Genomic DNA, 26,766 nt, shown 5'->3' with positions numbered 1-26,766 from the left:
GTGATGTTCTTGATCGGGCTGGTGTTCCTCGCGCTCGGCTGGTCGACGAAGGCGGCCTGCCTGCAGAGCACCGGAACCGGGACGGGCGATCAGCGGGTCGCCAACTGGGAGAACCAACGCGCCTACTACGAGCTGTGCTACTCGGATACGGTGCCGCTCTACGGCGCGGAGTTGTTGAGCCAAGGCAAGTTTCCGTACAAGTCGAGCTGGGTCGAGACCGACGGCAGCGGCACCCCGCAGACCCGCTACGACGGCCGGCCCGCGGTGCGCTACATGGAGTACCCGGTGCTGACCGGGATGTATCAGTACGTGTCCATGGCGCTGGCGAAGACCTACACCGCATTGAGCAAGCTCGCCCCGCTTCCGGTGGTGGCCGAGGTGGTGATGTTCTTCAACGTCGCGGCGTTCGGGCTGGCGCTGGCCTGGCTGGCCACCGTCTGGGCGACCGCGGGCCTGGCGGGGCGCCGCATATGGGATGCGGCCCTGGTGGCCGCGTCGCCGCTGCTGATTTTTCAGATCTTCACCAATTTCGACGCCCTGGCAACGGGGTTGGCCATGGCCGGGGTGCTGGCATGGGCCCGGCGTAAACCGGTGCTGGCCGGCGTGCTGATCGGGTTGGGCGCGGCAGCCAAGCTGTATCCGTTGTTGTTCCTCGGCCCGATGGTGGTCTTGGCGCTTCGGACGGGACGCTTCCGCGCCGTGGCGCGCACCGCGGCGACGGCGGCAGTGACCTGGTTGTTGGTGAATCTGCCGATCCTGGTGCTGTTTCCGCGAGGGTGGTCGGAATTCTTCCGGCTCAACGCCCGGCGCGGCGACGACATGGATTCGCTGTACAACGTCGTCAAGTCGTTCACCGGCTGGCATGGATTCGACCCCAAGCTCGGGTTCTGGGAGCCGCCCACCGTGCTGAACGCGGTGGTGGCGGTGTCGTTTGTAATCGGTTGTGCCGCAATCGCATACGTGGCGTTCACCGCCCCACAACGGCCCCGGCTGGCGCAACTGTTGTTCTTGGTGGTCGCGGTTTTCCTGTTGACCAACAAGGTGTGGAGTCCCCAGTTCTCACTGTGGCTGGTGCCGCTGGCGGCACTGGCCTTGCCGCACCGCCGGGTCCTGCTGGCGTGGATGACCATCGACGCGGTGGTGTGGGTGCCGCGGATGTACTACCTATACGGCAATCCGAACCGTTCGCTGCCCGACCAGTTCTTCACCACGACGGTGCTGTTGCGCGACGTCGCCGTCGTCGCGCTCTGCGCCTTGGTGATCCGTCAGATCTACCGGCCCGGTGAGGACTTGGTGCGCTGGGGCGGCCGGGTTGACGACCCGTCGGGTGGTCCCTTCGACCGCGCCCCCGACGCCCCGCCCGGATGGCTGCCGGACTGGCTGCGGCCGGCCGGGCTGCGGCGCGCGTCGGCGCCGCACCACGAGGCGGAATCGGCGGTGCCGGCCGCGGTGGCGCCATGACACGCGCCGACGACGATGATGCCGGCGTAGCCGGGATCGGTGGGGGCACCACCCGCTTGCGGGGGAGAGTAGCGCCATGACTCTCGTCGCCATCCCGTTGTTCCCGCGGGTGACCGCGCTCGACGCGGTGGGCCCCTATGAGGTGTTGCAACGCGTCCCGTCGGTCGAGGTGGTGTTCGTCGGTCACCGCCGAGGCGAGGTGCGGACGGAGAACGGGATGCTCGGCCTCTGCTGCGACGCGCGATTCGACGAGGTCGCCGCGCCGGATGTGGTGTTGGTTCCCGGTGGGATCGGCACCCGGCGGCTGATCCACGACGAGACGATCCGTACCTGGCTGCAAGCCGTTCACCCGGGCACGACGTTCACCACGTCGGTGTGCACCGGTGCGCTGCTGTTGGCCGCGGCGGGCCTGCTCGAGGGCCTCACTGCCACGACGCACTGGCGGGCCAATGATCTGCTCAACGAGCTGGGCGCCCACTACGTACCGGAGCGCGTCGTCGAGCACCTGCCGCAGCGGATCATCACGGCCGCCGGGGTGTCCAGCGGCATCGATATGGCCCTGCGGTTGGTCGAGCTGCTGGTCGATCGGCAGGCCGCGCAGGCCGCACAGCTGATGATCGAATACGACCCGCAGCCGCCGTTCGACGCGGGCTCCCTCGCCAAGGCCGATGAGGCGACCGTCGCGCGGGCCGCCGAATATTTGAACGCCCGGCAGTAGCCGGATTGCTCGGGCGTCCGGATCCGCCGCGATTTTGGAGGCCAGCCCACCCATCCGGTAGCCTGGTGCGGTTGCCGACGCAGGCGACTCTCCTGCCACGGAATGACCGTGGCCGTACAGACCAGAGGAGGTGGTGAGGTTTCCATGCGTCCATACGAAATCATGGTCATTCTTGACCCCACGCTCGACGAGCGCACTGTTGCTCCGTCCCTGGAGACGTTCCTGAACGTCGTCCGTAAAGACGGCGGAACCGTCGAAAAGGTCGACATCTGGGGCCGGCGCCGGCTGGCCTATGAGATCGCCAAGCACGCCGAGGGCATCTACGTCGTGGTCGACCTGAAGGCGGAGCCGGCGACGGTCTCCGAGCTCGACCGCCAGCTGAGCCTCAACGAGTCGGTATTGCGCACCAAGGTGATGCGCACCGACAAGCACTAACACCTGTGGCTGAGTCGTGGGCCCACGGTCGGTGGACTTGCGTAGGCTCAGCGAGGATACGTGCCATCCCCCGTCTGACAAGCGAGTAGCAGGGCGGACCTAGGAGGAAATTGTGGCTGGTGACACCACCATCACCGTCGTCGGAAACCTGACCGCCGACCCCGAACTGCGGTTCACCCCGTCCGGTGCCGCCGTCGCGAACTTCACCGTGGCGTCGACACCGCGGATCTATGACCGCCAGAGCGGGGAATGGAAAGACGGCGAGGCCCTCTTCCTGCGCTGCAACATCTGGCGGGAAGCCGCGGAGAATGTCGCCGAGAGCCTCACCCGGGGCGCACGCGTGATCGTCACCGGCCGGCTCAAGCAGCGTTCCTTCGAGACGCGCGAAGGCGAGAAGCGCACCGTCGTCGAGGTCGAGGTCGACGAGATCGGCCCCTCGCTGCGGTACGCCACCGCCAAGGTGAACAAGGCCAGCCGCAGCGGCGGTGGCGGCGGTGGCGGCTTCGGCGGCGGAGGCGGGTCTCGACAGGGATCGGCGGCACCGGCGAGCAGCGCACCGGCCGACGACCCGTGGGGCAGCGCCCCGGCGTCCGGGTCATTCGGCGGCGGCGACGACGAACCGCCGTTCTAAACGAACTTCAACACCTAAGAAACGGAAAGAAAGACAGTCATGGCGAAGTCCAGCAAGCGGCGTCCGGCTCCGGAAAAGCCGGTCAAGACGCGGAAGTGTGTCTTCTGCGCCAAGAAGGGCCAATCGATCGATTACAAGGACACCGCGCTGCTGCGCACCTACATCAGTGAGCGCGGCAAGATCCGGGCGCGTCGTGTCACCGGCAACTGCGTGCAGCATCAGCGTGACATCGCGATCGCGGTGAAGAATGCCCGCGAGGTGGCTCTGCTGCCCTTCACCTCTTCGGCGCGATAGCCGGCGCATTCATTTTGGACCCAAGCGAAAGTTACGAATAACGATGAAGCTGATACTGACGGCTGACGTCGACCACCTCGGTGCGGTCGGCGACACGGTCGAGGTCAAGGACGGCTACGGCCGCAATTTCCTGCTCCCGCGGGGTTTGGCGATCGTCGCCTCCCGGGGCGCGCAGAAGCAGGCCGACGAGATCCGCCGGTCCCGCGAAAGCAAGGCGGTGCGCGACCTAGGGCACGCCAACGAGCTCAAGACGGCGATCGAGGCGCTGGGCCCGGTCTACCTGCCGGTGCGCACCGCGGCCGATTCCGGAAAGCTGTTCGGCTCGGTGACGTCCGGGGACGTGGTCGCGGCCATCAAGAAGGCCGGCGGGCCCAACCTGGACAAACGAATCGTCCGGCTGCCCAAGTCGCACATCAAGGCCGTCGGCACCCACCCGGTGTCGGTGCATCTGCACCCGGAGGTCGATGTCGAGGTCGCACTCGAGGTCGTCGCCGAGAGCTAACCCGGCAACCTTTGCTCTTACCCGGCGGCGGCCAGCATCGGCCGCCGCCGGGCTCAGTTGTGCAGCCGACACTTTCTTTGGCCCCCCGGACGGCGGTCGCGGACGCGCGCCCTAGCGAACTATTGCCCGGGTGTATACCGAGGGTCGTCTTTACCCTGTCGTAACGCTCTGAAAATGTCGCTGAAAGCCAACACGCCCGGAGCGGTAACCTGCGGCGACACGCCGTAGAGATTCTTGTCCACACCAAATTAGTCGCGTTACATGGCCCTTAACAGCAGTGATGTCATAGCCCCTTGAATTCATGCACAGGTTCTCCACACCCCACTCAACACAGGTGTCGACGGATATGCACACACGATGCACAGGTTCATGAACAGCCGCCCTTTCACCTACTAGCCAGCAACGTCTAACGTCGTCCCGGCGCGAGGCGTGCGAGTGCTGTGGGACGAAAGTGTCGGCTCCGTGACTTACGCTGAAGAAACCGGTTTTCGAATGTACGTTCGGGCGCGTGGAAACGGAGGAGGGATCCATGGCGGTCGTCGATGACCTGTCGGCGGGCGTGGATTCATCGGCGCCCAGCGAGGACTTCGGCCGCCAGCCACCCCAGGATCTGGCCGCGGAGCAGGCGGTGCTCGGCGGCATGCTGCTGAGCAAGGACGCGATTGCCGACGTCCTGGAACGGCTGCGCCCCGGCGACTTCTACCGCCCCGCGCATCAGAACGTCTACGACGCGATCCTGGACCTGTATGGCCGCGGTGAGCCGGCCGACGCCGTGACGGTGGCCGCCGAACTCGACCGCCGCGGGATGCTGCGCCGGATCGGCGGCGCCCCTTATCTCCACACGCTGATCTCGACGGTGCCCACGGCCGCCAATGCGGGCTATTACGCGACCATCGTCGCGGAGAAGGCGCTGCTGCGCCGGCTGGTGGAGGCGGGGACGCGGGTCGTGCAGTACGGCTACGCGGGTGCCGAGGGCGCCGACGTGGCCGAGGTGGTCGATCGCGCGCAGGCGGAGATCTACGAGGTTGCCGACCGGCGGACGACGGAGGATTTCGTTCCGTTGGAGGATCTGCTGCAGCCGACGATGGACGAGATCGACGCGATCGCTTCCAACGGCGGCGTGGCGCGCGGGGTGCCGACCGGCTTCACCGAACTCGACGAGGTGACCAACGGTCTGCACGCCGGGCAGATGATCATCGTGGCGGCCAGGCCTGGAGTCGGGAAGGCGCTCGCGTTGGACACGTTGCTGCCCACGCCGTCGGGCTGGACGACGATGGGCGACGTCGCGGTCGGTGACGAGTTGCTCGGCGACGACGGGCGGCCGACGCGGGTGGTGGCCGCCACCGAGGTGATGCTGGGGCGGCCGTGCTATGAGGTGGAATTTTCCGACGGGACGGTCATCGTCGCGGACGCGGCGCACCAGTGGCTGACCGAAACTCGCGCATCCCGGAAGTCGGCACAAGCCGCGGGAGTGGGCTACAACCGCTATAAGAACCAGCGCACCTTTGCGGCGGTGCGAACGACGGCTGAGATTGCCGAAACCCTGCGCTGCGACACGTTAGACCGGCGGCTGAACCACTGCGTGGTGAACGCGAGCGCGCTCGACCTACCTGAGCGCGAGTTGTTGGTCCCGCCATACACTCTCGGCGCCTGGCTGGGCGACGGCACCAGTGCCGCAGCGCAAATCACCACGGCCGATCCGGAAATCATCATGCGCATCGAGGCGGACGGCTTGGTCGGGACATTAGAGGAGCGACTGCGCACTCTCGGAGTGCTTGGTAACAAGCACATCCCGATCGAGTACCTGCGGGGGTCGGAGGCACAGCGGCGCGCCCTGCTCGCCGGATTGCTCGACACAGACGGGACAGTGACGGCGGGCGGTGCGGTGCAGTTCTCCGTCACCAGTCAGCGGCTGGCGGGCGATGCCGCCGAGCTGATCGTCAGTCTCGGCTACCGCTGCCAAACCTCGGCCAAGCGCGTCCGGGGCCGGCACGACTCGTCGAGCATCGCTTACACCCTGACCTTCTCCACGGACGACGTGGTGTTCGCGCTGCAGCGAAAGGCCATCGCGCACAAGGAACGACGGGCCGCCACCGGAACCGCGCCCTCGGGCTCACGCTTCATTGTGGATGTTCGCCCGATCGAGACCGTTCCCGTGCGGTGTGTTGAAGTGGACAACGACAGCCACATGTATCTGGCGAGCAGGGCAATGGTCCCCACCCATAACTCCACGCTCGGTCTGGACTTCCTGCGATCCTGTTCGATCAAGCACCGGATGGCCAGCGTCATCTTCTCGCTGGAGATGAGCAAGTCCGAGATCGTCATGCGGCTGCTCTCCGCGGAGGCGAAGATCAAACTCGCCGACATGCGTTCCGGGCGCATGAGCGACGACGACTGGACGCGGCTCGCCCGGCGGATGAGCGAAATCAGCGAGGCGCCACTGTATATCGACGACTCGCCGAACCTGACCATGATGGAGATCCGCGCCAAGGCGCGCCGGCTGAAGCAGAAGGCCGACCTGCGCCTGGTGGTGGTGGATTACCTACAGCTGATGTCGTCGGGGAAGAAGGTTGAGTCGCGGCAGTTGGAAGTGTCCGAGTTCTCGCGGCAACTCAAGCTGTTGGCCAAGGAGCTCGAGGTTCCCGTCGTCGCGATCAGCCAGCTCAACCGTGGCCCCGAGCAACGCACCGACAAGAAGCCGATGTTGTCGGACCTTCGCGAATCGGGATCGCTCGAGCAGGACGCGGACATGGTCATCCTCCTCAACCGCCCGGATGCGTTCGAGCGCGACGATCCGCGCGGGGGAGAGGCGGATTTCATTCTCGCCAAACACCGCAACGGCCCCACCAAGACGGTGACCGTCGCGCATCAGTTGCATCTGTCGCGCTTCGCCAACATGGCGCGCTGACTTCGCGTCGTTGCTGCTGCCGAGTTGTTGTGGCTTCTCAAATTGCATGTCCAATTAGAGAAATGTCCACTCGATGTCCAATTGGACATGAGAGTGAGAATCTTCGGCTGTCTGGACTGAGAGCGTCTGCGATGTCGATTGCAGAACACAAGTTATCCGGGCCGCTTGTGTCAGGCGTTGAGTACTGCGGAGAAGTTGAGGCTCATGCGTAGTCCGGCGGGGGTGTTCTGTTTGGGGACGCAGTGTTGCCAGTCGCGTTGGCAGCGTCCGTGCATGACGATGACATCACCGCCGGCCGGGGTGAAGGCGGTGCTGGGGCCCCCGGAGATGGGCCGGATGAGGAAACGGCGGGGTGCGCCGAGACTCAGCACGGGGATGGTCGCAGTCGGTGCCTTGTTGGCCGGTCGGTCGGCGTGCCATCCGGTGCCGTCGCGGTGATCTCGGTACCAGTTCATCCAGACCCGGTTGTAGAGCACGTCGTACTGTGCGCCTAGGACGGCGATGATCCGGCCGATCGTTTGCGGTACGAGCTGCACGTTGGCGTATTCGGCGGTCAGTCGTGGTTCCTCGACCATCCGGTTGTACATCCAGCGACTGCGTTGTTCCCAAATGTCGAGTGCGGCAAGTTGGTTGAGCAGGTGGGTGTGGCCGCGGACCAAGGTCGGGACGTGTGTGATCCAGGAGTGCTCGTCGAGGGCATAGACGGTGGCGCGGTCGAACGCTGATGGATCGACCGATGCGGGGGTGGTGTCCTCGGCGTCGTCGAATAGCGACGACTGCCATGGTTGTGCCATGTCGCCTCCTGAATCGCGTCGCGTTGGTCGATGGTGAGTGCTGCGCGTGTAATCCTGTGGTGCCCTGCGCGTGTTGATGGGTACCGCGGCCGGTCGATGAAGTGTTCTCTCGGGCGCATAGTGCCTGTGCCGGCGCGGTGCTGCTGAACGCGTGCGGGTGTTGTCGCCGTTGGCTCAGCCATGACAGGTGCGGCGCCCTGAGTGCTACCTGCCATAGGTCGGACTTTAGGCCGCCTGCGCGGGATAGCGCTGTCGGGATTTTTAGGTGCATTCGACTACGCCAGAACGGGTTGGCGGTGACTTCGTTGAGGGTGTTCAAGCCCCGTTGAAGTGCTCACCCGGGTGCAGGGGAGTGACGTCGACGATGTAGCGCCCGATGTCGGGGATTGGGTCAGCGATGGTCAATTCGACGGGGGCATGTGATCGCCGGCGCGCAGGAGTGCCGAGTGCGGTCGCTTCGCTGGTCCACCCGGTATCGAGCCATTGCGCGTAGGGGACGAAGGTCGCCGCGCCGCGCCGCGCCGGGCGCCGGCGCGCATTCCCAGTGTTGATGGGGCTGAGTGAGACGCCCTTGCGGTAGGTCTTGACCACTCGTGGGGTGTCGATGGTGAGCACACGACCTGTGGGCGGGACCCGCAGGCACGATGCTGTCGACTGATCCGCGCGGGGGCGAGCCAGAAGAAGACGCGCTCGTTGAGCATGGCGTACCACTGGGCTGCGGTGAGGCCGACCAGGCAGCTGGCGAGCGCCGCCTCGGGGAGGGGTCGTTGGTCGCGGACCTCCACGCCCTCGACCAGGACGACGTGTCGCAGACGTTGCCGCTGCAGAAGATGGGTGGCGGGTAACAACCTCTTCCGCTGGATCGACGGCCAGTTCGCTGCCTCGGCGAGGTGGTAGACGACGGGGGGTAGCTGGATCATGGTCTCCCATGGGTCGGTGCGCGTGGCCGTCGTCGGGCGATGGCCGACCATGGCGAAGGATGAATTGACGGGGACCGCGACCTTGGGTGTCGTCCCGACGATCACCTGCCGATGGGTCCGTGGACGGGCGACGCGAGTGCGCTCAGGGCGCTAAGCGCCGCACGGAGGACGGCACTGGATGTGCAGAGTCCGATATCGGCGGCAGGAATGTTGTTGTTGTCGGGACGACGCCCGTCCATTGGGTGGCACTGGGCGACGATGGCGGTCCAGTGCACTGTTTGGCGATCCAATTATCCTGCTCGATGGCCAGTTTCAGTGCGAAGGTGGCGACGATTTCCCCGTCGATATGCGGTGGGCATTCTGCCGGGCGTCCGGGCAGCATCCGGTCGGTGAAGGTGTCGAGTGTCGCCGCAGCGTGGGTGTCGTCGACCACTGTGCAGGTGCCGCGGACGACGGCGGAGCGATAGTTTGCGGAGTGGTCGAATGCTCGCTCGGGCCACGACCAGCCAGTCGAGGATGAAGGCGCTAAGGACCACGGGTGCACCGTTGGCCACGTGGCGCAATGCTCCTGCACCCGTCGAGCCGTGAAGCAGCAGATCATCACCGACGCGTGCCATGAAGATGGGGATGACCCAGGGCTGTCCGTCGAGGACTGTCGATAGCGTCGCCACCAGGCTCTGGTCGAAAACTCGCCGAGCACCTTCCGGTCGGCAGCGCGATCCTTCTTGCGAGTCAGTCCGTTCAGTGCGTCGCTCACGTCGTTACGACGCGCTTCCGCGGGTATGCCATGGATGTGTCCTCGTCAGTCGCAGCGGCGCATTGAAAATCAGCAGGCCAACACGACGAGCAGTAGGCGGAAGCTCACTACCGAAGCGAATCCGACACCGCCGGTGGCACTTTCAGCTGCGTTAGGAACCAGCGCGTGCAGTACGAAAGATTTTGATAGTGCTGCCCGTGGCGGCCGTTGTAGCTTTGCGCCGTTCGGATTGTCCGGCCGCTCCCGCTCGGGATCGGCCGATGGAATGGCAGGTAGGTGCAGCATTACCAAGCTTCTGTTCATGCAGGGATCCCCACGCAAGGGCGACTCGGGCTCGATTCGTGTCGCCCAGGCCTATCTTGACGCCCTGATGGCGACCAATCCGGCCTTGGAGGTGGACGTCCTCGACTTGTGGGACGCTGATCTGCCGGCGTTCGACGGTGACAAGGCTGCCGCGAAGATGAACGTCATCGCCGGCGCGGGACTCGATGGCGTGCAGCGCAGCGCGTGGGACGAGATCGAGGCGATCGCACACAGATTCATCTCCGCTGACCGTTACCTCATCGCGTCGCCGATGTGGAACGCGGGCATCCCCTACCGGCTCAAGCAGTACATCGATCTGATCCATCAGCCGGGACTGCTGTGGACACTGGATCCCAACACCGGATATCACGGTCTGCTGGAGAACAAGCACGCGACGTTGGCGTTGACCGCGGGGGTGTACTTTCCGGGCGTCCAGACGCCACAGTTCGGCGTCGACCATCAGTCGACGTACCTGCGCGTCTGGCTTAACCAAGCGGGCGTGACCGACATCGATGAGCTGAGATTTCAGCCATCGTTGCTGACTCCCGACCCCGCCCAGAGTCTCGAGGACGCGCTCAAGCGGGCGGTCGAGTTAGCGCAGGTCCACGGTCAGGTCTGACGCTGTACGTGCCGGCGCAGCTCGGCGTAGGCCGCGACGAGCCCGTCGAGACTGAAACTCCGGTTGAGCCCACTTGGATTGGGCAGCAACCAAATTCGCGTACCCGCGAAGCGGAAATCTTGCGTCCCCCACCGTAGATTATCGCCGGGCCGCAGCGCCCGGATCGCCCGCTTTCCGAGGAACGCCACCGTGTTGGGTGCGTAGTGCCGGACTTTCGCCTCGAATAGTGGGGCTGCGGAGCGGATCTCGGATGTGGTGATATTGCTGGCGCGCGTTGTCGGCCGGGACACGACCGCCGTGATGCCGCATCCGTACGTCAGCAGTTGGCGTTCGTCCTCGGGGCGAAGCCGGTGATCGGTGAACCCGGCGAGGTACAGCACCGACCAGAACCGGTTGCTCGGGTGGGAGAAGCTGTGGCCGCTGCGTGCGGCGGTGGCTGCCGGGTTGATCCCGCAGAACACCACGTTCAGACCGCTGCTCAGAACGTCAGATGAATACCCCGCCAGCCCCTGACTCCTCACCGTTATCGGGAGCCGCCGCTACACCTGGTCGGCCGTTAGCGCCTCGATCATCGCGGCTTCGAAAGCCTGCAGGCACTCGATGGCCTGCAGCCGTGGTGCGGCCTCAAGCCGTACAGCGGCGCCGGGAATTAGCGAGCGGAGCGTCACGATGACGGCGGCGGGATGGTGGGCGGCACTGGGCCGGTCGAGCAGGTCCACGATCTGCGTCACTTGTGCGTAGGTGAGCGGGGGACGGCTGGCCAGGTCGGCGCGCACATCGTCGACACAACTGGGGAGCTTCGTCCCGCGGCGCTTCCACGTCACCGACGTCCCAGGAGTTCATCGGTGAGCGCCAGCGGGCCGTTGGTGTCGTAGAACGCACGGTTGATTTCAACAGATTGCTCGATCGTCGCCGGCGGCGCGCCGCTGATGGTCATGACGAGATCATTCATCCCCGAGAAGATGCCATCGCGGATCTCTTGAGCGACATCGGCGTGGTGGTGGACCAACCAGCCGGGGATACCACCAGCGGTGAGGGCAGCATTCATCTCGGCGATTTCCACGGACTCGTAGCGCACCGGGATTCCCAGTGTGGCTTGCACTTTCGCGGCGATCTGGTGCCAGTCGAGTTCCTCGGCGCCGAAGAGGTCGTACCTCTGGCGGTCGTGCGCGTCGGGGTCCTGCAATACGGCGACGGCGACGCGGGCGGCATCGAAGGTGTTGATGGGGGCGAAGCGGGCGTCGCCGACTGGTAGGCGGAGCAAACCTTCGTCGGCGGAGGGGCGGACCCAGAAGTTCTCCAGCCAGTGCAGGAAGATGGTGGCCCGCAGGTGGGTGGTCACCATCGGGGTGCGGTCGAAGAGGCGCTCGACGATCCAGTGCTGCAGACCGACGCGACCGCTCATCTCCGGCCGGATGCCGCGCTGGGACATTTCCACCACGGCGTGCACACCGCTGCTGGTGGCTGCGTCGGCGAACTTGGCGGCGGCTTCGACGTATCCGGGGGCGGGCGGGAAGTTGAAGTAGGCGGCGTGAACGCCTTCGGTGGCGTCACGGATCTGGGTGTAGTTGAAGATGTCCACTTCGAGGACTTCGGCGCCCAGATCACGCAACCGCTGTGCACGCTCATCTTGGCCCCGCGCCAAGGCGCGCACGCGGAGGCCGCGTTCGCGCAGCAGCGCGACGGCGTGGCTGCCGGACTGACCGGTTGCTCCGGTGACGAGGAACAGTGGATCGCCTGACGGGGTGGCGGTGGTCATGATGGGCCTTTCACTGGGGTGCGGGGAGCGCGAGGGCGGCCGGTGTGGCCGTGGTTCACCAGGTGTCGAGGTGCAGAACGTCGTCGAGCGGCTGACGCTTGCCGGGTTTGAACGTCTCCCCGGTGTAATAGGCCGTGGGTATCAGTGCCGCGTGGTAAACGTTGTCGGGATAGCCGATGACAGCGCGAATGTCGGGCTCGGCTGAGGTGGACAGCGAAGTCCAGGCGGTACCCAGGCCGCGGGTGCGGGCAGCCAGCATGTAGCTCCATGCTGCTGGCATGATCGATCCCCAGGTGTCGGCCTGATTCGCCGGTGTGAACTGCCCGTCGCCTTCGACTTCGATGCACGGCAGCACCAGGACGGGCACTTCGGCGAGATGGTCGGCGAGGTAGGCGCCGCTGTCGGCCGCGCGAGCCTGTTGGGGCGCCCGCGTGGGGTCGTCGGAGAACCGTCCCCCGACCGAATACGGTGTGGAGGCGAGCCAATTCCATTGGCGTTTATAGATTTCCGCGACTCGACGCTTCTGCTCGGCGTCGACGACGACGATGAAACTCCAGTGCTGGCGATTTGCAGACGTCGGTGCTTGCAGGGCGATTTCCAAGCATTCCCGCACCAGTCCCAGGGGGACGTCTCGGGACAGGTCGAGGCGTTTGCGTACCGACCGTGTGGTGGACAGCAGTGTGTCCGTCGTCATCTCGATCACCGGATAGGTACTCATTTGGCTGGGTCCCCGATCGTGAGGGCGGTGTCGGCACGGCCGACGGTATTCTCCGGCAAGGGTGTATCCGATCTGTGTGAGAGACGAAGTCCAAAGACGGCGAGCAGGTGAGCATCGGTGACGCTATGAGCTACCGGCGGTCGTGCGCTGTCAAGATCTTTAGACGTTCATCAGCCGATGCGGGTGACGCTCCCCGTCCAGCGGGTCGTGGATGCCCAGGGGAATGGGTGACGGCGGCACGGAATTGGATGGCGGCACAAGGCGGCTCGACCGTCGAGCAGAGGCCGCTAAAGATTTCGATAGTGGCCGATCCGGAGTTGCATTAGCTTGGCCAGGACCACGCATCGACGGCGCTCATCCACCCCGCAACGAAAAGACCCGACTATCAATGATCTCGCGGACCGTGGGCGCCTCGAGGCCGCTGACCATCGACACAGACGCGGCGTCGCGTCCGCTGACATCGAATGTCCATCACCGACACGAAAGGACCTCTCCGGCATGCTGTTTGAGCACGAGGTCGACATCGAGATCGACCCCCAGCGCACTGCGCTGGTTCTTGCCGACATCCAAAACGACTTCCTCACTGAGGGCGGCAAGTACTACGTCCTAATCGAAGAGTTGATGATACGCAACAACGTCAACGACCACCTGGAAACGTTGTTGCAGACCGCCAAGGACAACAACCTGCCCGTGTTCATGTCGCCGCACTACTTCTTCCCCCATGACCATCACGGCTACACCCGCCTGGGTGCGATGGAGGATCTGGCACTCAACGTCGGACTCGTCGAGCGCCAGAGCCCGCTGCACTTCGACGACGTTCCCGGGTCGGGAGCTGATGTGCCCGACCGCTTCCGGAAGTACATAGAGGACAGCGCCACGACCGTCACCTCACGCCACGTCAGCTACGCCCCCACCAACGATCTGGTGTTGTTACTGCGCCGGCGCGGTATCGAAAAGGTCATCATGGCCGGCCCCGCGGCCAACCTGTGCCTGGAAGATCACATGCGCAACCTGATCCAGAACGGCTTCGAAATCATCATGGTCCGCGACGCCGTGGCGGGCGCGGTCAACGAAGAAGGCTCGGGGTATGACGCCGCGATGATCAACTGGCGGTTCATGGCCAACGCGGTGTGGACCACCGAGGAAGTTGTCCGCCGTATCACCGCCTCGGCCGCGACCTGAACGCGGCGACCCCTTCCGGGGCAGTCACCGTGCAGATCGTGGGATCGACCACGCTCCGATACCGAGATCCGGTCGCCGCCGCCGACCAGCACTCACGTCAGCGACCGACCGCCACCACACCCCATAGGACGTCCGCAGCGACGTTCTCGACCACATTGGGAGTTTTTCCATGAGCAAGGGCACCATCCTCGTCGTCGGCTCCAATGCCACCCAACTGGAGGCCAAGACTGGCGGCACCATCACGATCGGGCAATTCCTCAATGAAACCGCTGTGCCGTTGATGGCGTTGGTGGCCGCCGGATACGAGTTCGTGCTGGCCACCCCCACCGGCGAAAAACCGCATATGGATCCCGATTCCGACGCCTTGCTGTACTTCGCCAACGACAACGCCGCCCGGACCAAGGCCCGTGACTTCTTCAACGATCATCCGGCGATGAACGACGTCCGCACGCTCCGGTCGGTGATCGACGACGGTCTGGATCGCTTCGCGGGACTGTTCTTCCCCGGCGGTCACGCCCCGGTCGTCGACGTCATGCAAGATCCCGACACCCGCGATGTCCTGCGTTACTTTCATACCCACGCCAAGCCGACTGCTGCGATCTGTCACGGACCGATGGGACTGCTGGCCGCGATGGACAACGCTCGCGAGTTCCGGGCTGCGCTTATCGACGGTGACTACACCAAGGCACGCGAATTGGCCCACGGATGGCAATACGCGGGATACCGGATGACCGTGTTCTCCCGCAGCGAAGAAGAGTTCGCCGAAGACAACGTGTTCAAGGCCAAGCTGTACTTCAACATGCCCGATGCCCTGGAGGCCGCCAGCGGTACCGTCGTCACGACCGATGAGAACTTCACCCCCTATGTCGTGACCGACCGCGAGTTGATCACCGCTCAGAATCCGATGTCAGACCACGCGCTCGCCGAGACGTTCCTTGCCGCGCTGGACAAGTCCGCCTGACACCATGGCCACTCGCGGGTGCAGCCGGACCGAGGCCAACAAAAGGCGTCGCGGCGAGACGTGCGGCGGTCGTCTAAAGATTTCGACAGCGCACGGCGCTCGGAGCTTCCTATCGTCGGACAAGTCCTAATGCAGCCCAGGCAGTTTCACCGGCGAGCCTGTCCCACAGTTCGATCCTCCCTTGACCGTTCGTACACACCGGACGGTAATACTTCGTGAAAGGTATGACCACGTGGCCTCTGAACAAGATCCAGCGTCACCCGCCGACGGCTTCGGCGTATTTCCCCCGGGAGTCGAATCATCGTCATATCGCGCCGAGGACATGACGTTTTTCGACATCGGTCAGCGCGGCGTGGACGGTGTCACCAAGATCGAAGCGGCCAACGCATACGGTCAGATGGCCGACGGCAGACACGGCACCTTCCTCAGGTTCACTCCTGGCTTCGTCAGCCCCCTGCACAGCCACAGCGCCGATTACGCTGCAGTGGTCATCAAAGGCACGATGGCCAACTACAAGCCCGGAGAGACGCCAATCCCGTTGGGGCCGGGCGGTTTCTGGTACCAGAAGGGCAAGCAAGCCCACACCACGGCGTGTGTATCGGAGACCGAGGGGTTGATCTTCCTCATTCAGGGCGTCGGCTTCGACGCCCAAATACCCCCAGTCACAGACTGACGCCCGGCCCCAGCCTGGGCTCTCGTCTTCGCGGACGACCGTTATAGGGAGCACGGTGGCCAGGGGTGGGCGGGGCGTACCGGATCATGGCTGTCACCACAGCGTGGGCGTGTCCGGCAGCGCCCCCTCCAAAACGAGCAAGCGCTGTTTGCGTTCGAGGCCGCCGGCGTAGCCGACGAGCTTGCCATCGGCACCAATCACACGGTGGCAGGGCACCACGATCGACACGGGGTTGTGCGCGTTGAGAGTACCGACTTCACGCGCCGTGATACCCATGGAGCGCGCCAATTCGCCATAACTGGCGGTGGTGCCGTAGGGCAACGCGCACAGAGCCGAACGCATACGCTCGGCGCGCTGCGACGGTGCTGGCGCCAGCTCCACGTCGAAGACTTGTCGCTGACCGGCGAAGTACTCATGCAATTGCTCGGTGATCTGTGCGAACTCATGTGCGTCGGTGCGTAGTCCGAAGATGACGGGATCCGGCTTGGTCCAGTGACCGGGAAAGTAGATACCGGACAGACCAACGTCGTCGTGAACAATTGTGAGCGTGCCGATATCGGTGTCGATAAGCGCGTGACGCGTTGAGCTGGTGGAGGTGGACGACATCGCATCTCCTGGTAGTGAAGAAGGCTTAGCGTGCGTGGCAATGGTGCACGCACGCCCCAGCCGGGCCGGGCGTCTGATGAGAGGGACTAGTCGAGATAGGGCGCGAAGTCGCGGAGCAGAGCGGCTTTCGGGCGTGCACCCACAATCGTCTTCACGAGGTGTCCCCCGGAGAAGAGCGCCATGGTGGGGATGGAATGCACGTGGTAGTCGGCGGCGATGTCAGGGAAGTCGTCGGCGTTGAGTTTTCTCACCGTCAGCGTGCCCGCGTGCTCGCGGGCGATTTCGTCGAGCACGGGTGACACCATCCGACAGGGCCCACACCACTCGGCCCAGAAATCAACCAACACCGGGCCGGGGGCTTCGAGGACCTCGCTGGCGAACGAGTCGTAGGTGAGCGCCTTGGTGGTGGCTGTGGCCATGTGTCGTCTCCTTCATCTCACGCTGTCGATCCGCCATGATCAGCGGCCGCTGATCGGTGTGATAACACGAAACCTGTTGCAAGACACAGCTTGCGTTCCTTGTGACGCTGTGATCTCCCGCGTCACGCCGGGTCATCCTCGACGCACTCCTGATGCGCGGCGAAACTCCGAGGGTGTCTGGCCATAGGTCTGTTTGAAGGCGGCGCTGAAGTGGCTGTGGCTGGTGAATCCGAGGCCGATAGCGAGGTCGGTGACGTCGTCGTATTCGCCGAGCCGCTGCAACGCTTGGGCCAGTCGCAGCTGCAGCTGATAGCGGTACATCGGGATTCCCTCGACGCGTTGAAAGACTTGGGTGAGGTACACCGGTGAGACGCTGAGTTCCGCGGCGATGTCCGACAGCGTCCACCGGCGGCTCAGGTCGCCGCCCACGACCAGCTTGGCGCCGTCGACGAGCTTGCGGCTGCGGGCGGTGATGCGGCGCTCGTCGAGTGCGTGGCCCCGCAGGGCGGCGCGGATCAGCCCCATGGTCGCTGTTTCGGCTTCCAGCACTCCGCCGATCGCTCCGCGGTCGAGTCGGTGTCGCACCGATGCGGCCAGTGCCTGAGTACGGACATCCAGACGCAGGGTGCAGCGGTTGAGGGCAGCGTTCTCGCCGGGTGCCAGTAGTTCGCCGGGGACCAGCTCGACGAGAACCTCAGGGGCTAACCCGATGGATAGTGACGAATCGCCACCAGCGACTGGGTGGCTCATGCGCCATACCTGGTCTTTATTGAGGAAGAGCACGCGACTGGAGTCGGCGATCGCTTCGCGGTGCCCGGCGTGATGGACGTAGAGGCCGTCGTAGGGAAACACGATGTGCGTCGTGTCGGTGGTCTCCTCGGCGCTTTGCGGCGCATGAGTCCCTGGGCACATCACATCCCACACCGCCATCACGTCGGACAGCAGTAGCGCGTTCGACTTGAAGTCCACCATGTCCATGTCGAACTGGGAAGCGGCCATATTTATGCCCCCGATCGCTATTTCGTCTGATTCGTCTGATGAGTATCAGATTATTGGTAGGTTGACCACCATGCGACCTGCATCACGGAAGCGTGCCGAAAACAAGCGGCAGTCCCGTGAGCGCGTCCTGGATGCCGCCGCGCGGCGGATCCGGCAGGAGGGACTAGCAGGAACGGCGATCGCCTCGGTAATGGCCGATGCGGGCTTGACTCATGGTGCGTTCTACGCCCACTTCGATTCCAAGGACGATCTGGATGTGGCGGCCTTCAGTCACGCCGTCGACGAGTGGCGCGAGAAGTGGGTTCCCATCCGGCGTGGCGGCCGCTGGGATCGCCGACTGAGCTCAATCGCCAAGCGGTATTTGACCAGCGCTCATCGTGACGACGTGGCCGACGGCTGTGGCTACCCGGCACTGGTGTCCGAAGCTACCCACGCCGGAGCAGCGTTTCGCGTCGCGTTCGAACAAGAGCTGCTGCGGTCGGTCGAGGTGATCTGCGGAGACGACGCCAACGACGCCAGCCATCGTGCTGACGCCCTGGCCCTGATGGTGATCTGCGTCGGTGGGGTGGCGCTCTCGCGTGCTGTGAACGACGAGGACCTCTCCACGCAGATCCTGCGGGCAGCGCGGCGCGCAGCCGCTCATCTCGCCGATGCCACGACCGCGCCGCCGACAGCGATCAGCTAACCCTTGCCCCCGTCGAGAAAGCGCTGACGCCGCATCACCCGTCGATGTGATTGAGCGCTCACGTTCTGAAATCGATTGCACTGCAATGCATATGGATTATCACGGTGACGTCTTGCGTTCTTGCGGAAGCAGCGTCCCGAGACGGGCATATATGCAGGCTCGGGCTGCCACCCGCACGTCCCTTCTCCCATGAGGAACAGCGGCCAGACCGCCGGTAGTGCTGCGGCCGTTGATGTTTGAGATAGGCGCGGGTGGCTGGCGACTGCTAAAGATTCTGACAGTGCCACGGTCCGGATGTGCCGTAGCGTTTCGTGTCGGACGTGAGGAAGAGAACCGATGAGCAACGACACGGTGGACCGGTCTGGATCCATCCACAGGAGCGTCAACACTCCCTCGGGCAGCATCAGCTACATCGACGCCGGCTCGGGTCCGGTCTTGCTGTTCGTCCACGGAGTGCTGATGAACAAGCACCTGTGGCGACATCAGATCCACGACCTTTCCGATATCCGCAGATGCATCGCCCTCGATCTGCTCGCCCACGGTGACACCGAGATCAGCGCCGAGCAAGACGTGTCGGTGACCGCCAATGCAACGATGATCGCCGAGTTCCTCGACGCGCTCGGCATCGACCACGTCGACATCGTCGGCAATGACAGCGGCGGAGGGATCTGTCAGATCTTCGCCGCCCTGCATCCCGGCCGCATCCGCACGCTGACCCTCACCGACTGCGACGCCAGCGACAACTGGCCACCGGCGGCATTCCAACCGTTCGTCGACATGGCAGTGGCGGGCGGGCTGCATGACGCCCTCACCGCGATGTTGACCGACACGTCCCGCTATCGGGCACCCGACGCGCTGGGGCCGGCGTACCAGGACCCGGCGAGTGTGAGCGACGCCGATATCGCGATGTACCTGGCCCCGTTTCTGCGCACCGAGCAGCGCACCCGCGATCTGCAACGCTTCCTCGCGGCCTTCGACAACCGACACACACGGGCCATCGAGAACCAGCTGCGGGCGTTACGGGCGCCCACGTTGATCGTGTGGGGCACCGACGACGCGTACTTCCCGACCCGATGGGCGCACTGGCTCGCCGACACCATCCCCGGCGCCGGGACACCGATAGAAGTACCCGGCGCACGGCTGTTCTTCGTCGAAGAACGCCCCGAGGCGCTCACCGCGCCGCTGCGCGCGCACTTGCTCGCCCACGACGACCCGCCGGCACCGTGTCCGGCGTCCACGGCAGGAGGCCACGGTGGTCCCGGGTGACACCCCTGCAGTGTTCGGTGCTCACGGCGCAGCGCTCGCCTCGACGCAGTGGAGGCTGACCCTCCCTTCGACCACCATCGACACATCTCATCAACCCACTCGGCGCCCGCCAGTCGTCGCCGAGGAGAAGGAGAACCACCATGCCCTCATCAGCTGAGAAAGCGGCCCGCTTCGCCGAGCTGCACGTCGCCGGCGATCCGGTGCTGCTCTACAACGCCTGGGACGCCGGCAGCGCCAAAGCCATCGTGGAGGCAGGCGCGGCGGCTATCGCATCCAGCAGCTGGTCGGTGGCCGAAGCTCAAGGCTTCCGCGACGGTGAAGAACTTCCCCTCGAAATCGCCGAGCAGATCATCGGCCGCATCGCCGACGCGGTGGATGTGCCGGTCAGCGCCGACTTCGAAGGCGGCTACAGCGCGGACGACGCCGAACTCGCCGACAACGCCGCCCGCCTCTTCGAGACCGGGGTGATCGGCATTAACTTCGAGGACCGTGTGGTCAAGGGCGAAGGACTCTACGAGCTGGACCGCCAAGCCAGCCGGATCGCCGCTATTCGCCGCGCGGCCGACCATATCGGTCTCGACGTGTTCATCAACGCCCGCACCGACCTGTTCCTCGGTCAGGGTCGCGATCCCGAGGCCACCGTCGATGAAGCGATCCAGCGGGCCGAGGCCTACGCCGCTGCCGGCGCCTCGGGTTTCTTTATCCCGGGTCTGGAAGAAGAGGCGCTGATCGGCCGGATCTGCCAAGGGCAGTCCCTGCCGGTCAACGTCATGGTGCTCGACGGCACGCCCACCCCCAGCAGGCTGGCCGAACTGGGGGTCGCGCGGATCAGCTGGGGACCGCTGTCCTACCTCAACGCCATGGCCGGGCTGAAACACCAAGCCCGCGATGCGCTCTCCGTGCGCTTCGTGAACGCATGACACCACAGCGTCCGGGCCAGTCTCCTGGGCGCCCGCTCACCTGGTTGATCCCCGAAGCCGACACCGGCATCGCGTTGGCGTTGAGCACCGCGGCCGCGGGCCGCGGCGACAATGTGGTGGCCTTGGCCCGCGACAATGATCCCCTGCAGCACTTGGCTGAGGCGCACGGCGAACGTGTGCGCGTCATCGCCGCCGACATTCGTGATCAGAGCCAGCTGCAGAGCGCGGTGAGCGAGACGGTCGCCTCGTTCAGACGCATCGACGTCGTGGCCAACACCACTTTCCGCGACGTCGCGGGTGCCGTGGAGGAAGTCGACGCCCAGCAGGTCACGGCAGTGATCGAGTCGAACATCCTCGGTTTGCTCAACGTGCTGCGCGCCGTGCTGCCAGTGCTGCGCGAGCAACGCTCAGGACACATCGTGCAAGCCTCCCCGTCCTACGATGACATCGGCAGTCCCGGCGCTGGGCTACTCAGCGCCTGCGTGTTCGCGGTCGACGGGTTGACTGACTCGCTGGCGGGTGAACTGCGACCGCTAGGGATTCAGGTCACGTTGGTCGACACCCCGCCGACGGCGGCGCGGGTCCCGTCAGAGCTGGCGACGAGACGCATCGCCGCGTACGACCCAGTACTGCGCCAGGACCGTGACGCGTCGCTGCAATGGGCCCCCTCCGCGTTGTCCAACGCTGACATCGGTGTGGCCGCGATTCTGGCCGTCGTCGACACCGAGGACACCCCACTGCGGCTGGTCAGCCAGCAGCGCGACGCACCACTACGCGGCGGTGACACGATGCGGACGATGGTGCCGTGTCCGACACGGCTGGCTGCCCAGCATTGGGACAACTAGCGACGCTCTTCACAAGTCACTGAGGAAAGCACCAGAGAAGGGATGCGGTCGATGGCGGTCATGGAGCTGCGAGCGGAATGTGAGCGCTGCGGACAGCCGCTGCCCAACGGCTCACCCGATGCTCGAATCTGTACCTTCGAATGCACGTTCTGTGCAGCGTGCACCGATGGCGAATTGGGTGGAGTGTGCCCAAACTGCAACGGTGACTTGGTTCTTCGTCCCACCCGGCCCGCGGAAATGCTCGAGAAATACCCCGCCGCGCTGCCGTCGAAGAGCTGACCCCGGCTCTCAACGCCATCCCACCCACGCCCAGCGGATCGAGACGCAATGAGGGGTCGATCCGCCGGGCAAAAGTGGGCTTAAAGCCGTTCAGGCGCTGGCGGATTCAATGTCGCGGTAGGGCGGGTAGTCGATGTAGCCGTGCGCCTGCAGTGGCGTGTAGAAGGTGTCTCGGTTATATGGGCTCAACGGCAAGCCTTTAGCGATGCGCTCGGGCAGGTCGGGATTGGACACGAAGTGCCGCGCGAACGCGATCAGGTCGGCACCGTCACCAGCGGTGAGCGCTGCTTCGGCGGTGTCGGGCTCAAAACCACCAGCGGCGATCATGGTGCCGCTGAACGACTTCCGCAACTCCTGTGACGCAACGGGGCCGGCGTGCGCGTCGATCAGGGTGAAACCACTGACCCGCGGCTCGATGACATGCAGGTAGGCTAGCCCGACGCCGTCGAGCGCGGCGGCCACATGACCGAACAGTGCGTGTGGATCACTATCGTGAATGTCGTTGAACGTGCTGCTCGGTGAGATCCGCACCGCGACGCGATCAGCACCGCGCACCGCCGACACAGCCTCGACGACCTCCATCAGCAAACGGGCGCGGTTGGCAACAGATCCCCCGTAGCGGTCCGTGCGCTGGTTGCTGCCGTCTTGAAGGAACTGGTCGAGCAAGAAGCCGTACGCCGCATGCAGCTCCACGCCGTCGAACCCGGCCGCCGCCGCGTTACGGGCCGCCGCAGCGAACTCCTCCACAACAGAGGGGATTTCACCAACATCCAACGCCCGATGCGGGGAGACCGGCGCATATCCCTGCTCGGTCGATACGGTGTTGGCCGGGTTTGCCCAAAAACTCGGATCCAGCGACGGGCTCACCGGGGTTTGAAAGCTCGTCGTCACGTGCGAGCGCCGACCCGTGTGCCAGAGCTGGGCGAAGATGAAGCCGCCTGCATCGTGGACCGCGTCGGTGATCCGCCTCCACCCTGCCACCTGCTCGTCATTCCACAGTCCCGGTGACCCATAGCCGCCGTGGCCGAGCCGCGACACCGCGATCGCCTCACTGATGATCAGGCCGCCCTCAGAGACGCGTTGCCCGTAATACTCCAGCGGCAGATCCCCGGGGATCCCGCTCGGCTGATCGGCCCGTTGACGTGTCATCGGGGCCATCACAACGCGATGATTCAACGTCAGCGGCCCCACCTTGACCGGGGCAAACAGTGCCGACTTGACCTGCGATGTCACCACTACCAATAACCTCACCATCATCGATTGCGCGGCCCACCCTCGCCACGAGACTGGGGGAGCCGCAGTCTCGCTAGACCGTTCCCTGATCTTCGACGAGGCTACGGAGACCCTCGACCCTCGCACTATCGAGATCTTTAGTTTGCAGACCGCGACTTGTCGGAACCCCGGACGTGCGCGTGCGTTTGGGCGCGGGCCTCCTTCTCGCGGCGACGGTGACATCAACGAGGCTAAAGATTTCGACAGCACTGCGACATGCCGCTGCCGTAGCGTCCGATCCGGTCGATGCGCGCAGGCCCCGGAACATGTTCTCGACGTGGCACCGATCGTTGCATCAGCTGATGACAGTCGGTCAATGAACCCCCATGAGGTGATATGAGCGCTCAAATACTCACCGGTGTAGCGGGTTTCGGGAGCACGGGACTGCTATCCAATACGTTTTCCAGCGTCGCGGTGGTGTCGATCTGACGCGTATGCCCCGCCGATCGAACTGTCGCGACGACGGTGACGCAACTGAACGAAAGCAGGCCAGCACCGGTCTGGACGTTCGAATTACCGCGCCTGTGACCGCGGCGGAAGGCCCGATCAAGAGACTGGCCGCGTCGGTGTTCCTGGGGTACTTAGGTTTCGGTGCCACGTTGCAACTCTTACCGGCATGGATCGCGCAGCGTTTGCATGGCGGGCCGCTGGCCGTCGGCCTCGCCGTGGGCATCGCCTTCGGGGCCGCCGCCATTTGCCGTCCTCTGGCCGGACGTGCCGGCGATATCGGCCACGCCCGCGGCATCGTCGTGACGGCAGGAATGCTCATCACCGTCGGTGCCCTCGGACAATGGTTGGCACCCACCCTCGCCGTCGTCGTGGTGGCCCGCCTCATCATGGGCGCTGGTGAGGCCGCCCTGTTCAACGGCGCGCTGCCGTGGGTTCTCGCCGGAACCCCTGCCGAGCGTCGCGGTCGCGTCGCTGGCTGGTTTGGCTTGTCGATGTGGGCGGGCCTGGCCCTGGGCCCGCTCGCGACCGTAGCGGCCACACACGTCGCCGGACTCGCCGCAGCGTGGTTGGCCATCGCCGCCCTCGGTGCTCTCTCCGCGCTGATCGCGTCGACGACCCGCCGCCAAATCATCGGCCAGGCCGCCGCTACAGGCAGAAAGGCCGCGTGGCGGCAAGTCGTACCGCGCGGAGCGGGCTTGCCCGGTCTGGTCTTCGGTGCAGCCGCCTACGGCTACGGCACCATCTCCGCGCTACTGGTGCTCTTCCTCGATTATTCGATGGGAACCGGGTCTTCGATCGGACTGACAGTCTTCGCCGCGGCGTTCTTGTTCGCCAGAGTGGCGGGTAGCCCGGTGGCCGACCGCCTGGGCCGCAAGACACTGACCATTCTGAACCTCTGCGTCGAGGCCGGAGGTCTCATCGTGGTGGCCGCCGCGCATACGCTGACTGCTGCCATGATCGGCACCGCTATCACCGGTGCAGGAGTGGGGCTGATGTTCCCGGCTATCGTGGCGCTCACCTTGAGCCGGGTAGGTGGTGAGCGCGCCGGGGCCGCCGTGGGTGCGGCCAGCTCACTATGGGATATCGGCATCATGATCGCCGGCCCACTCGGAGGTGCGCTTGTCCACCTCGGATATCCCGCGGCGTTCATGGCTGCGGCGCTGATCGTCTGCGCAGCAGCCGTTGTGGCTGGCGTTCTATCGGAAACGCCGAGGACGCCCTCATCGTCGACGCCTCCGCCGCCATGACCATCTAGCCACGACGATCGCGCGGCCCGGTTGCGTCCGCGACACCGAACGTGGCAATCCCGCACATCCTCGACACCACATCAAGGAGCAGCGTCATGAGTGAGAAATCGACCACGGTGGCCGTCTTCGGCGCCACTGGATACACCGGTCGATTCGTCGTCACCGAACTGCTGCGCCGCGGTCTGACTCCTGTGGCCGTCGCCCGAAACTCACTAGCGCTGCGCGACACAGACTTCGGCGCCGCCGACGTGATCCGACGACATGCCACCGTCGACGACCCCGCATCACTCGATCATGCGTTTACCGGTGCCGGGGTGGTCATCAATTGCGCAGGCCCCTTCATCGACACCGCGCACCCCGTGGCATCCGCTGCCCTGCGAACCACCTGCCACTACCTCGACGTCTGCGCCGAGCAGCCCACCGCCGCCAACACCTTACGAGTCTTCCACAAAGCCGCTCGCCTCGCCGACGTCGCTGTCGTACCGTCGATGGCCTTCTACGGCGGCTTAGCCGATCTGATGGCAACCGCCGCCCTAGCAGGCGTCGATACCGCCGACTCCATCGACGTAATGATCGGACTAGACAGCTGGCATCCCACCCGCGGAACACGCGTCACGATCGACCGCAAAGCCCTCGGCAATCTGGCAATCACAGAGGGCCAGCCGCAACCCGTGCCGTCGCCTCCAGCCCGACGAACATGGGACTTCGGTGCGCCACTGCATGTCCACGACGTCGTTGAACTGCCATTCACCGAGATGACATTGATTCCTCGGCACATCCACGTTCACGAGCTACACAACTACATCAGTGAAATCGCTGTCCGCGAGGTGCTCGACTCCGCAACAGCACCCCCGACAACCGAGTCATCGAGCGGATCATCCCCGCAGCACTTCACGATCGAAGTGATCGTGCACGGCGACCAGATCCAGCGCCGTGCTGTCATGCGCGGCCGCGACATCTACGCCATCTCCGCCCCACTGCTGGGTGAAGCCGCACAACGCCTGCTCGACGGTGACTTCAGTGAGCCCGGCGCCCACGCACCCGGCGAAATCTTCGACGCCACCGCGATCCTGACCGCCCTCGCACCCAGCCACGCAGCGTTCGCCATCTCCGATCTCCCAGAGTGACCCCCAGTTCGACGACACGATTCTCCACTGCGCTCACGCAGCCAAAAAGCCACCGGCGCACCGACATCACGAAAGGCAAACGATGATCGACCAACCCGACACCATCGTCACCTACGCCAAGGATCTCGAATGGCAACCTGTCGGCCCGCTCAACGACCAAGGCAAGGGGATCTTCGTCTCGCTGATGTACGGAGACCTTGAAACCGCGGGGCCCACGGCATTCCTGATGAAATACTCCGCCGGCGTTACGGCTCCACCCCACTTTCATGGACACGATTACTACGCTGTCGTCGTCTCCGGCCGCTTCCGGCACTACCTTCAAGACCCCGACGAGTACGAAGTGCTCACCCCCGGAAGCACGTGGTTTCAAAAGGGAAACGCCGTTCACGGCGACACCTGCGTCGGCGACGAGGACTGCGTCCTCAGCATCTTCTGGCCCCAGGGCTTCGACGTCACATTCATCGAGGACGCAACGCCGTGACGGCCTTCCGAACCGACCGAAATACCCACATGGCACGCGGTTTTGGCGCACCCTCGACGGCGGTAAGTAGCTCTGAGGCACGGACCATCGCGTCGTCGGCGTTTGCGCCGCGGGCCGCAGCGCCTCGGCAGCACCGCGCCGTGCTCGCCGTCTAGAATCGGATGCCGACCTCTGCATCATCTGGGATCCCAGCATCGCCAATGATGTCGTTTGCTCAGGAGTCTCGCGCTTTGGGTCGTATCGAGTGGTCGCCAGCAGCGGGTCGTTGTCCATTTCCACGATCGGGTAATCACCCACGGTAGCCGTCCTTTTGGTGCGCGCATTCACCTGCGCTGCGATGTCAGGGTTCGCGATACACGGCGTCGGCCACGAGCAGCCCAGCGCCACGCAGAGCACTCAGATCCACGCTGTCAGCATCTTCGTCTGGATCTTCAGCGATGGCACCGATTGCGACGTGGACTCCGCACATGTGCTGACCGTTCGCAGTACCGAGGCGGCGGGACGAGATTTGCTAAATATTCTGCAAGCGATGCAC

The 26,766-nt window shown here is 64.8% G+C and carries 30 protein-coding genes and 2 pseudogenes; 19 read left to right on the top strand and 13 right to left on the bottom strand.

Annotated features, from left to right (window positions below):
• From BRW65_RS18450 to dnaB, 7 genes are all read left to right on the top strand, one after another.
• Window positions 1-1,461, top strand: a 1,461-nt coding sequence (locus tag BRW65_RS18450) for a glycosyltransferase family 87 protein (protein ID WP_073877030.1), incomplete at its 5' end; no start/stop codon positions are given.
• 76 nt (window positions 1,462-1,537) lie between these two features.
• Complete coding sequence (locus BRW65_RS18445) at window positions 1,538-2,179, top strand: DJ-1/PfpI family protein (RefSeq protein WP_073877028.1); 642 nt, start codon at window positions 1,538-1,540, stop codon at window positions 2,177-2,179.
• Between the two features lie 144 nt (window positions 2,180-2,323).
• Window positions 2,324-2,614 (top strand): 30S ribosomal protein S6, encoded by a 291-nt coding sequence (rpsF, locus tag BRW65_RS18440; protein ID WP_036362157.1) that lies wholly within the window; start codon window positions 2,324-2,326, stop codon window positions 2,612-2,614.
• 112 nt (window positions 2,615-2,726) lie between these two features.
• Window positions 2,727-3,245: a single-stranded DNA-binding protein gene (locus BRW65_RS18435; RefSeq protein WP_073877026.1), complete on the top strand. Its 519-nt coding sequence runs from the start codon at window positions 2,727-2,729 to the stop codon at window positions 3,243-3,245.
• Between the two features lie 39 nt (window positions 3,246-3,284).
• Window positions 3,285-3,539, top strand: a complete 255-nt coding sequence (gene rpsR, locus BRW65_RS18430) for a 30S ribosomal protein S18 (protein ID WP_046182476.1) — start codon at window positions 3,285-3,287, stop codon at window positions 3,537-3,539.
• 43 nt (window positions 3,540-3,582) lie between these two features.
• Entirely contained in the window at window positions 3,583-4,041 is a 459-nt protein-coding gene (gene rplI / locus BRW65_RS18425) for a 50S ribosomal protein L9 (RefSeq protein WP_073877024.1), read from the top strand.
• A 529-nt stretch (window positions 4,042-4,570) separates the two neighbouring features.
• Window positions 4,571-6,949, top strand: coding sequence for a replicative DNA helicase (gene dnaB / locus BRW65_RS18420; RefSeq protein WP_073877082.1), 2,379 nt, complete (start codon window positions 4,571-4,573; stop codon window positions 6,947-6,949).
• Window positions 6,950-7,119: 170 nt separating this feature from the next.
• Here the strand turns inward: dnaB and BRW65_RS18415 are convergent, their stop codons facing one another.
• The 5 genes and pseudogenes from BRW65_RS18415 to BRW65_RS32805 form a co-directional block, all read right to left on the bottom strand.
• Complete coding sequence (locus tag BRW65_RS18415) at window positions 7,120-7,743, bottom strand: alpha-ketoglutarate-dependent dioxygenase AlkB (RefSeq protein WP_073877022.1); 624 nt, start codon at window positions 7,741-7,743, stop codon at window positions 7,120-7,122.
• 315 nt (window positions 7,744-8,058) lie between these two features.
• Entirely contained in the window at window positions 8,059-8,358 is a 300-nt protein-coding gene (locus tag BRW65_RS18410; RefSeq protein WP_073877020.1) for a DUF7002 family protein, read from the bottom strand.
• 71 nt (window positions 8,359-8,429) lie between these two features.
• Window positions 8,430-8,663, bottom strand: a pseudogene (locus BRW65_RS32965) (DUF7002 family protein); the annotation flags it as partial.
• A gap of 142 nt (window positions 8,664-8,805) precedes the next feature.
• Window positions 8,806-9,096, bottom strand: a complete 291-nt coding sequence (locus BRW65_RS32960) for a hypothetical protein (RefSeq protein WP_432206435.1) — start codon at window positions 9,094-9,096, stop codon at window positions 8,806-8,808.
• A gap of 124 nt (window positions 9,097-9,220) precedes the next feature.
• Window positions 9,221-9,334, bottom strand: a pseudogene (locus BRW65_RS32805) (pyridoxamine 5'-phosphate oxidase family protein); the annotation flags it as partial.
• A 387-nt stretch (window positions 9,335-9,721) separates the two neighbouring features.
• On the opposite strand from BRW65_RS32805, the gene BRW65_RS18395 reads away from it, so the two are divergent.
• Window positions 9,722-10,342 (top strand): FMN-dependent NADH-azoreductase, encoded by a 621-nt coding sequence (locus BRW65_RS18395; protein WP_208611873.1) that lies wholly within the window; start codon window positions 9,722-9,724, stop codon window positions 10,340-10,342.
• Here the strand turns inward: BRW65_RS18395 and mug are convergent.
• From mug to BRW65_RS18375, 4 genes are read right to left on the bottom strand one after another with little or no spacing between them, the layout of a single operon-like run.
• Window positions 10,333-10,863 (bottom strand): G/U mismatch-specific DNA glycosylase, encoded by a 531-nt coding sequence (mug, locus tag BRW65_RS18390; protein ID WP_208611868.1) that lies wholly within the window; start codon window positions 10,861-10,863, stop codon window positions 10,333-10,335. The genes BRW65_RS18395 and mug overlap by 10 nt on opposite strands.
• An 18-nt stretch (window positions 10,864-10,881) precedes the next feature.
• The gene (locus BRW65_RS18385; protein WP_139273166.1) at window positions 10,882-11,166 is read right to left on the bottom strand and encodes a hypothetical protein; all 285 of its coding nucleotides are present in this window, start codon (window positions 11,164-11,166) and stop codon (window positions 10,882-10,884) included.
• Window positions 11,163-12,101, bottom strand: a complete 939-nt coding sequence (locus tag BRW65_RS18380) for an NmrA family NAD(P)-binding protein (RefSeq protein ID WP_073877014.1) — start codon at window positions 12,099-12,101, stop codon at window positions 11,163-11,165. The genes BRW65_RS18385 and BRW65_RS18380 overlap by 4 nt, the downstream gene beginning before the upstream one ends.
• A gap of 55 nt (window positions 12,102-12,156) precedes the next feature.
• On the bottom strand, window positions 12,157-12,819 hold the full coding sequence (locus BRW65_RS18375; RefSeq protein ID WP_073877012.1) for a nitroreductase family protein: 663 nt from the start codon (window positions 12,817-12,819) through the stop codon (window positions 12,157-12,159).
• 498 nt (window positions 12,820-13,317) lie between these two features.
• Between BRW65_RS18375 and BRW65_RS18370 the strand changes: the two genes are divergently transcribed.
• The 3 genes from BRW65_RS18370 to BRW65_RS18360 all read left to right on the top strand — a co-directional run bounded on the left by BRW65_RS18370 (window position 13,318) and on the right by BRW65_RS18360 (window position 15,635).
• Window positions 13,318-14,001: an isochorismatase family cysteine hydrolase gene (locus BRW65_RS18370; RefSeq protein WP_073877010.1), complete on the top strand. Its 684-nt coding sequence runs from the start codon at window positions 13,318-13,320 to the stop codon at window positions 13,999-14,001.
• Window positions 14,002-14,170: 169 nt separating this feature from the next.
• Complete coding sequence (locus BRW65_RS18365) at window positions 14,171-14,962, top strand: type 1 glutamine amidotransferase domain-containing protein (protein ID WP_073877008.1); 792 nt, start codon at window positions 14,171-14,173, stop codon at window positions 14,960-14,962.
• 232 nt (window positions 14,963-15,194) lie between these two features.
• Entirely contained in the window at window positions 15,195-15,635 is a 441-nt protein-coding gene (locus BRW65_RS18360) for a DUF4437 domain-containing protein (protein ID WP_139273165.1), read from the top strand.
• A gap of 93 nt (window positions 15,636-15,728) precedes the next feature.
• Here the strand turns inward: BRW65_RS18360 and BRW65_RS18355 are convergent, their stop codons facing one another.
• The 3 genes from BRW65_RS18355 to BRW65_RS18345 form a co-directional block, all read right to left on the bottom strand.
• Window positions 15,729-16,241 carry a methylated-DNA--[protein]-cysteine S-methyltransferase gene (locus BRW65_RS18355; RefSeq protein ID WP_073877004.1) on the bottom strand — a complete coding sequence of 171 codons (513 nt, stop codon included), beginning with the start codon at window positions 16,239-16,241 and terminating at the stop codon, window positions 15,729-15,731.
• Between the two features lie 86 nt (window positions 16,242-16,327).
• A complete protein-coding gene (trxA, locus tag BRW65_RS18350; protein WP_073877002.1) occupies window positions 16,328-16,660 on the bottom strand; it encodes a thioredoxin in 333 nt (110 codons plus the stop codon).
• A 132-nt stretch (window positions 16,661-16,792) separates the two neighbouring features.
• Window positions 16,793-17,659, bottom strand: a complete 867-nt coding sequence (locus tag BRW65_RS18345; RefSeq protein WP_084187870.1) for a helix-turn-helix transcriptional regulator — start codon at window positions 17,657-17,659, stop codon at window positions 16,793-16,795.
• On the opposite strand from BRW65_RS18345, the gene BRW65_RS18340 reads away from it, so the two are divergent.
• The 5 genes from BRW65_RS18340 (at window position 17,631) to BRW65_RS18320 (ending at window position 21,654) form a co-directional block, all read left to right on the top strand.
• The gene (locus BRW65_RS18340) at window positions 17,631-18,344 is read left to right on the top strand and encodes a TetR/AcrR family transcriptional regulator (protein ID WP_084187869.1); all 714 of its coding nucleotides are present in this window, start codon (window positions 17,631-17,633) and stop codon (window positions 18,342-18,344) included. The two genes, BRW65_RS18345 and BRW65_RS18340, sit on opposite strands and share 29 nt — an antisense overlap.
• 336 nt (window positions 18,345-18,680) lie before the next feature.
• A complete protein-coding gene (locus BRW65_RS18335; protein ID WP_073876998.1) occupies window positions 18,681-19,610 on the top strand; it encodes an alpha/beta fold hydrolase in 930 nt (309 codons plus the stop codon).
• A 140-nt stretch (window positions 19,611-19,750) separates the two neighbouring features.
• The gene (locus BRW65_RS18330; RefSeq protein WP_073876996.1) at window positions 19,751-20,530 is read left to right on the top strand and encodes an isocitrate lyase/PEP mutase family protein; all 780 of its coding nucleotides are present in this window, start codon (window positions 19,751-19,753) and stop codon (window positions 20,528-20,530) included.
• Complete coding sequence (locus tag BRW65_RS18325; RefSeq protein ID WP_084187868.1) at window positions 20,527-21,375, top strand: SDR family NAD(P)-dependent oxidoreductase; 849 nt, start codon at window positions 20,527-20,529, stop codon at window positions 21,373-21,375. Before BRW65_RS18330 ends, BRW65_RS18325 begins: the two co-directional genes overlap by 4 nt.
• 42 nt (window positions 21,376-21,417) lie before the next feature.
• Window positions 21,418-21,654, top strand: coding sequence for a DUF1272 domain-containing protein (locus BRW65_RS18320; protein ID WP_347876626.1), 237 nt, complete (start codon window positions 21,418-21,420; stop codon window positions 21,652-21,654).
• 90 nt (window positions 21,655-21,744) lie between these two features.
• Here BRW65_RS18320 and BRW65_RS18315 read toward each other — a convergent pair whose 3' ends face one another.
• Window positions 21,745-22,908, bottom strand: coding sequence for an alkene reductase (locus BRW65_RS18315; RefSeq protein WP_139273168.1), 1,164 nt, complete (start codon window positions 22,906-22,908; stop codon window positions 21,745-21,747).
• A 542-nt stretch (window positions 22,909-23,450) separates the two neighbouring features.
• Between BRW65_RS18315 and BRW65_RS18310 the strand changes: the two genes are divergently transcribed.
• The 3 genes from BRW65_RS18310 (at window position 23,451) to BRW65_RS18300 (ending at window position 26,231) form a co-directional block, all read left to right on the top strand.
• Window positions 23,451-24,623: an MFS transporter gene (locus BRW65_RS18310; RefSeq protein WP_073876990.1), complete on the top strand. Its 1,173-nt coding sequence runs from the start codon at window positions 23,451-23,453 to the stop codon at window positions 24,621-24,623.
• Between the two features lie 95 nt (window positions 24,624-24,718).
• Window positions 24,719-25,750, top strand: a complete 1,032-nt coding sequence (locus tag BRW65_RS18305; RefSeq protein ID WP_073876988.1) for a saccharopine dehydrogenase family protein — start codon at window positions 24,719-24,721, stop codon at window positions 25,748-25,750.
• An 82-nt stretch (window positions 25,751-25,832) separates the two neighbouring features.
• Window positions 25,833-26,231: a DUF4437 domain-containing protein gene (locus BRW65_RS18300; protein WP_073876986.1), complete on the top strand. Its 399-nt coding sequence runs from the start codon at window positions 25,833-25,835 to the stop codon at window positions 26,229-26,231.
• Window positions 26,232-26,766: the final 535 nt, after the last annotated feature.

This window comes from Mycobacterium paraffinicum, assembly GCF_001907675.1.
Classification (GTDB): Bacteria; Actinomycetota; Actinomycetes; order Mycobacteriales; family Mycobacteriaceae; genus Mycobacterium; species Mycobacterium paraffinicum_A.
The sequence above is the reverse complement of the archived record's forward strand: the minus strand, read 5'-3'. Positions and strand labels throughout refer to the sequence as shown.

Excerpts from the sequence above, each read along its gene's own strand:
- BRW65_RS18445 (WP_073877028.1), top strand. The coding sequence starts at position 1,538 with ATGACTCTCGTCGCCATCCCGTTGTTCCCGCGGGTGACCGCGCTCGAC.
- rpsF (WP_036362157.1), top strand. The coding sequence starts at position 2,324 with ATGCGTCCATACGAAATCATGGTCATTCTTGACCCCACGCTCGACGAG.
- rpsR (WP_046182476.1), top strand. The coding sequence starts at position 3,285 with ATGGCGAAGTCCAGCAAGCGGCGTCCGGCTCCGGAAAAGCCGGTCAAG.
- rplI (WP_073877024.1), top strand. The coding sequence starts at position 3,583 with ATGAAGCTGATACTGACGGCTGACGTCGACCACCTCGGTGCGGTCGGC.
- dnaB (WP_073877082.1), top strand. The coding sequence starts at position 4,571 with ATGGCGGTCGTCGATGACCTGTCGGCGGGCGTGGATTCATCGGCGCCC.
- BRW65_RS18415 (WP_073877022.1), bottom strand. The coding sequence starts at position 7,743 with ATGGCACAACCATGGCAGTCGTCGCTATTCGACGACGCCGAGGACACC.
- BRW65_RS18395 (WP_208611873.1), top strand. The coding sequence starts at position 9,722 with ATGCAGGGATCCCCACGCAAGGGCGACTCGGGCTCGATTCGTGTCGCC.
- BRW65_RS18380 (WP_073877014.1), bottom strand. The coding sequence starts at position 12,101 with ATGACCACCGCCACCCCGTCAGGCGATCCACTGTTCCTCGTCACCGGA.
- BRW65_RS18375 (WP_073877012.1), bottom strand. The coding sequence starts at position 12,819 with ATGAGTACCTATCCGGTGATCGAGATGACGACGGACACACTGCTGTCC.
- BRW65_RS18370 (WP_073877010.1), top strand. The coding sequence starts at position 13,318 with ATGCTGTTTGAGCACGAGGTCGACATCGAGATCGACCCCCAGCGCACT.
- BRW65_RS18365 (WP_073877008.1), top strand. The coding sequence starts at position 14,171 with ATGAGCAAGGGCACCATCCTCGTCGTCGGCTCCAATGCCACCCAACTG.
- BRW65_RS18355 (WP_073877004.1), bottom strand. The coding sequence starts at position 16,241 with ATGTCGTCCACCTCCACCAGCTCAACGCGTCACGCGCTTATCGACACC.
- trxA (WP_073877002.1), bottom strand. The coding sequence starts at position 16,660 with ATGGCCACAGCCACCACCAAGGCGCTCACCTACGACTCGTTCGCCAGC.
- BRW65_RS18340 (WP_084187869.1), top strand. The coding sequence starts at position 17,631 with ATGTCCATGTCGAACTGGGAAGCGGCCATATTTATGCCCCCGATCGCT.
- BRW65_RS18345 (WP_084187870.1), bottom strand. The coding sequence starts at position 17,659 with ATGGCCGCTTCCCAGTTCGACATGGACATGGTGGACTTCAAGTCGAAC.
- BRW65_RS18335 (WP_073876998.1), top strand. The coding sequence starts at position 18,681 with ATGAGCAACGACACGGTGGACCGGTCTGGATCCATCCACAGGAGCGTC.
- BRW65_RS18330 (WP_073876996.1), top strand. The coding sequence starts at position 19,751 with ATGCCCTCATCAGCTGAGAAAGCGGCCCGCTTCGCCGAGCTGCACGTC.
- BRW65_RS18325 (WP_084187868.1), top strand. The coding sequence starts at position 20,527 with ATGACACCACAGCGTCCGGGCCAGTCTCCTGGGCGCCCGCTCACCTGG.
- BRW65_RS18320 (WP_347876626.1), top strand. The coding sequence starts at position 21,418 with ATGCGGTCGATGGCGGTCATGGAGCTGCGAGCGGAATGTGAGCGCTGC.
- BRW65_RS18315 (WP_139273168.1), bottom strand. The coding sequence starts at position 22,908 with ATGGTGAGGTTATTGGTAGTGGTGACATCGCAGGTCAAGTCGGCACTG.
- BRW65_RS18305 (WP_073876988.1), top strand. The coding sequence starts at position 24,719 with ATGAGTGAGAAATCGACCACGGTGGCCGTCTTCGGCGCCACTGGATAC.
- BRW65_RS18300 (WP_073876986.1), top strand. The coding sequence starts at position 25,833 with ATGATCGACCAACCCGACACCATCGTCACCTACGCCAAGGATCTCGAA.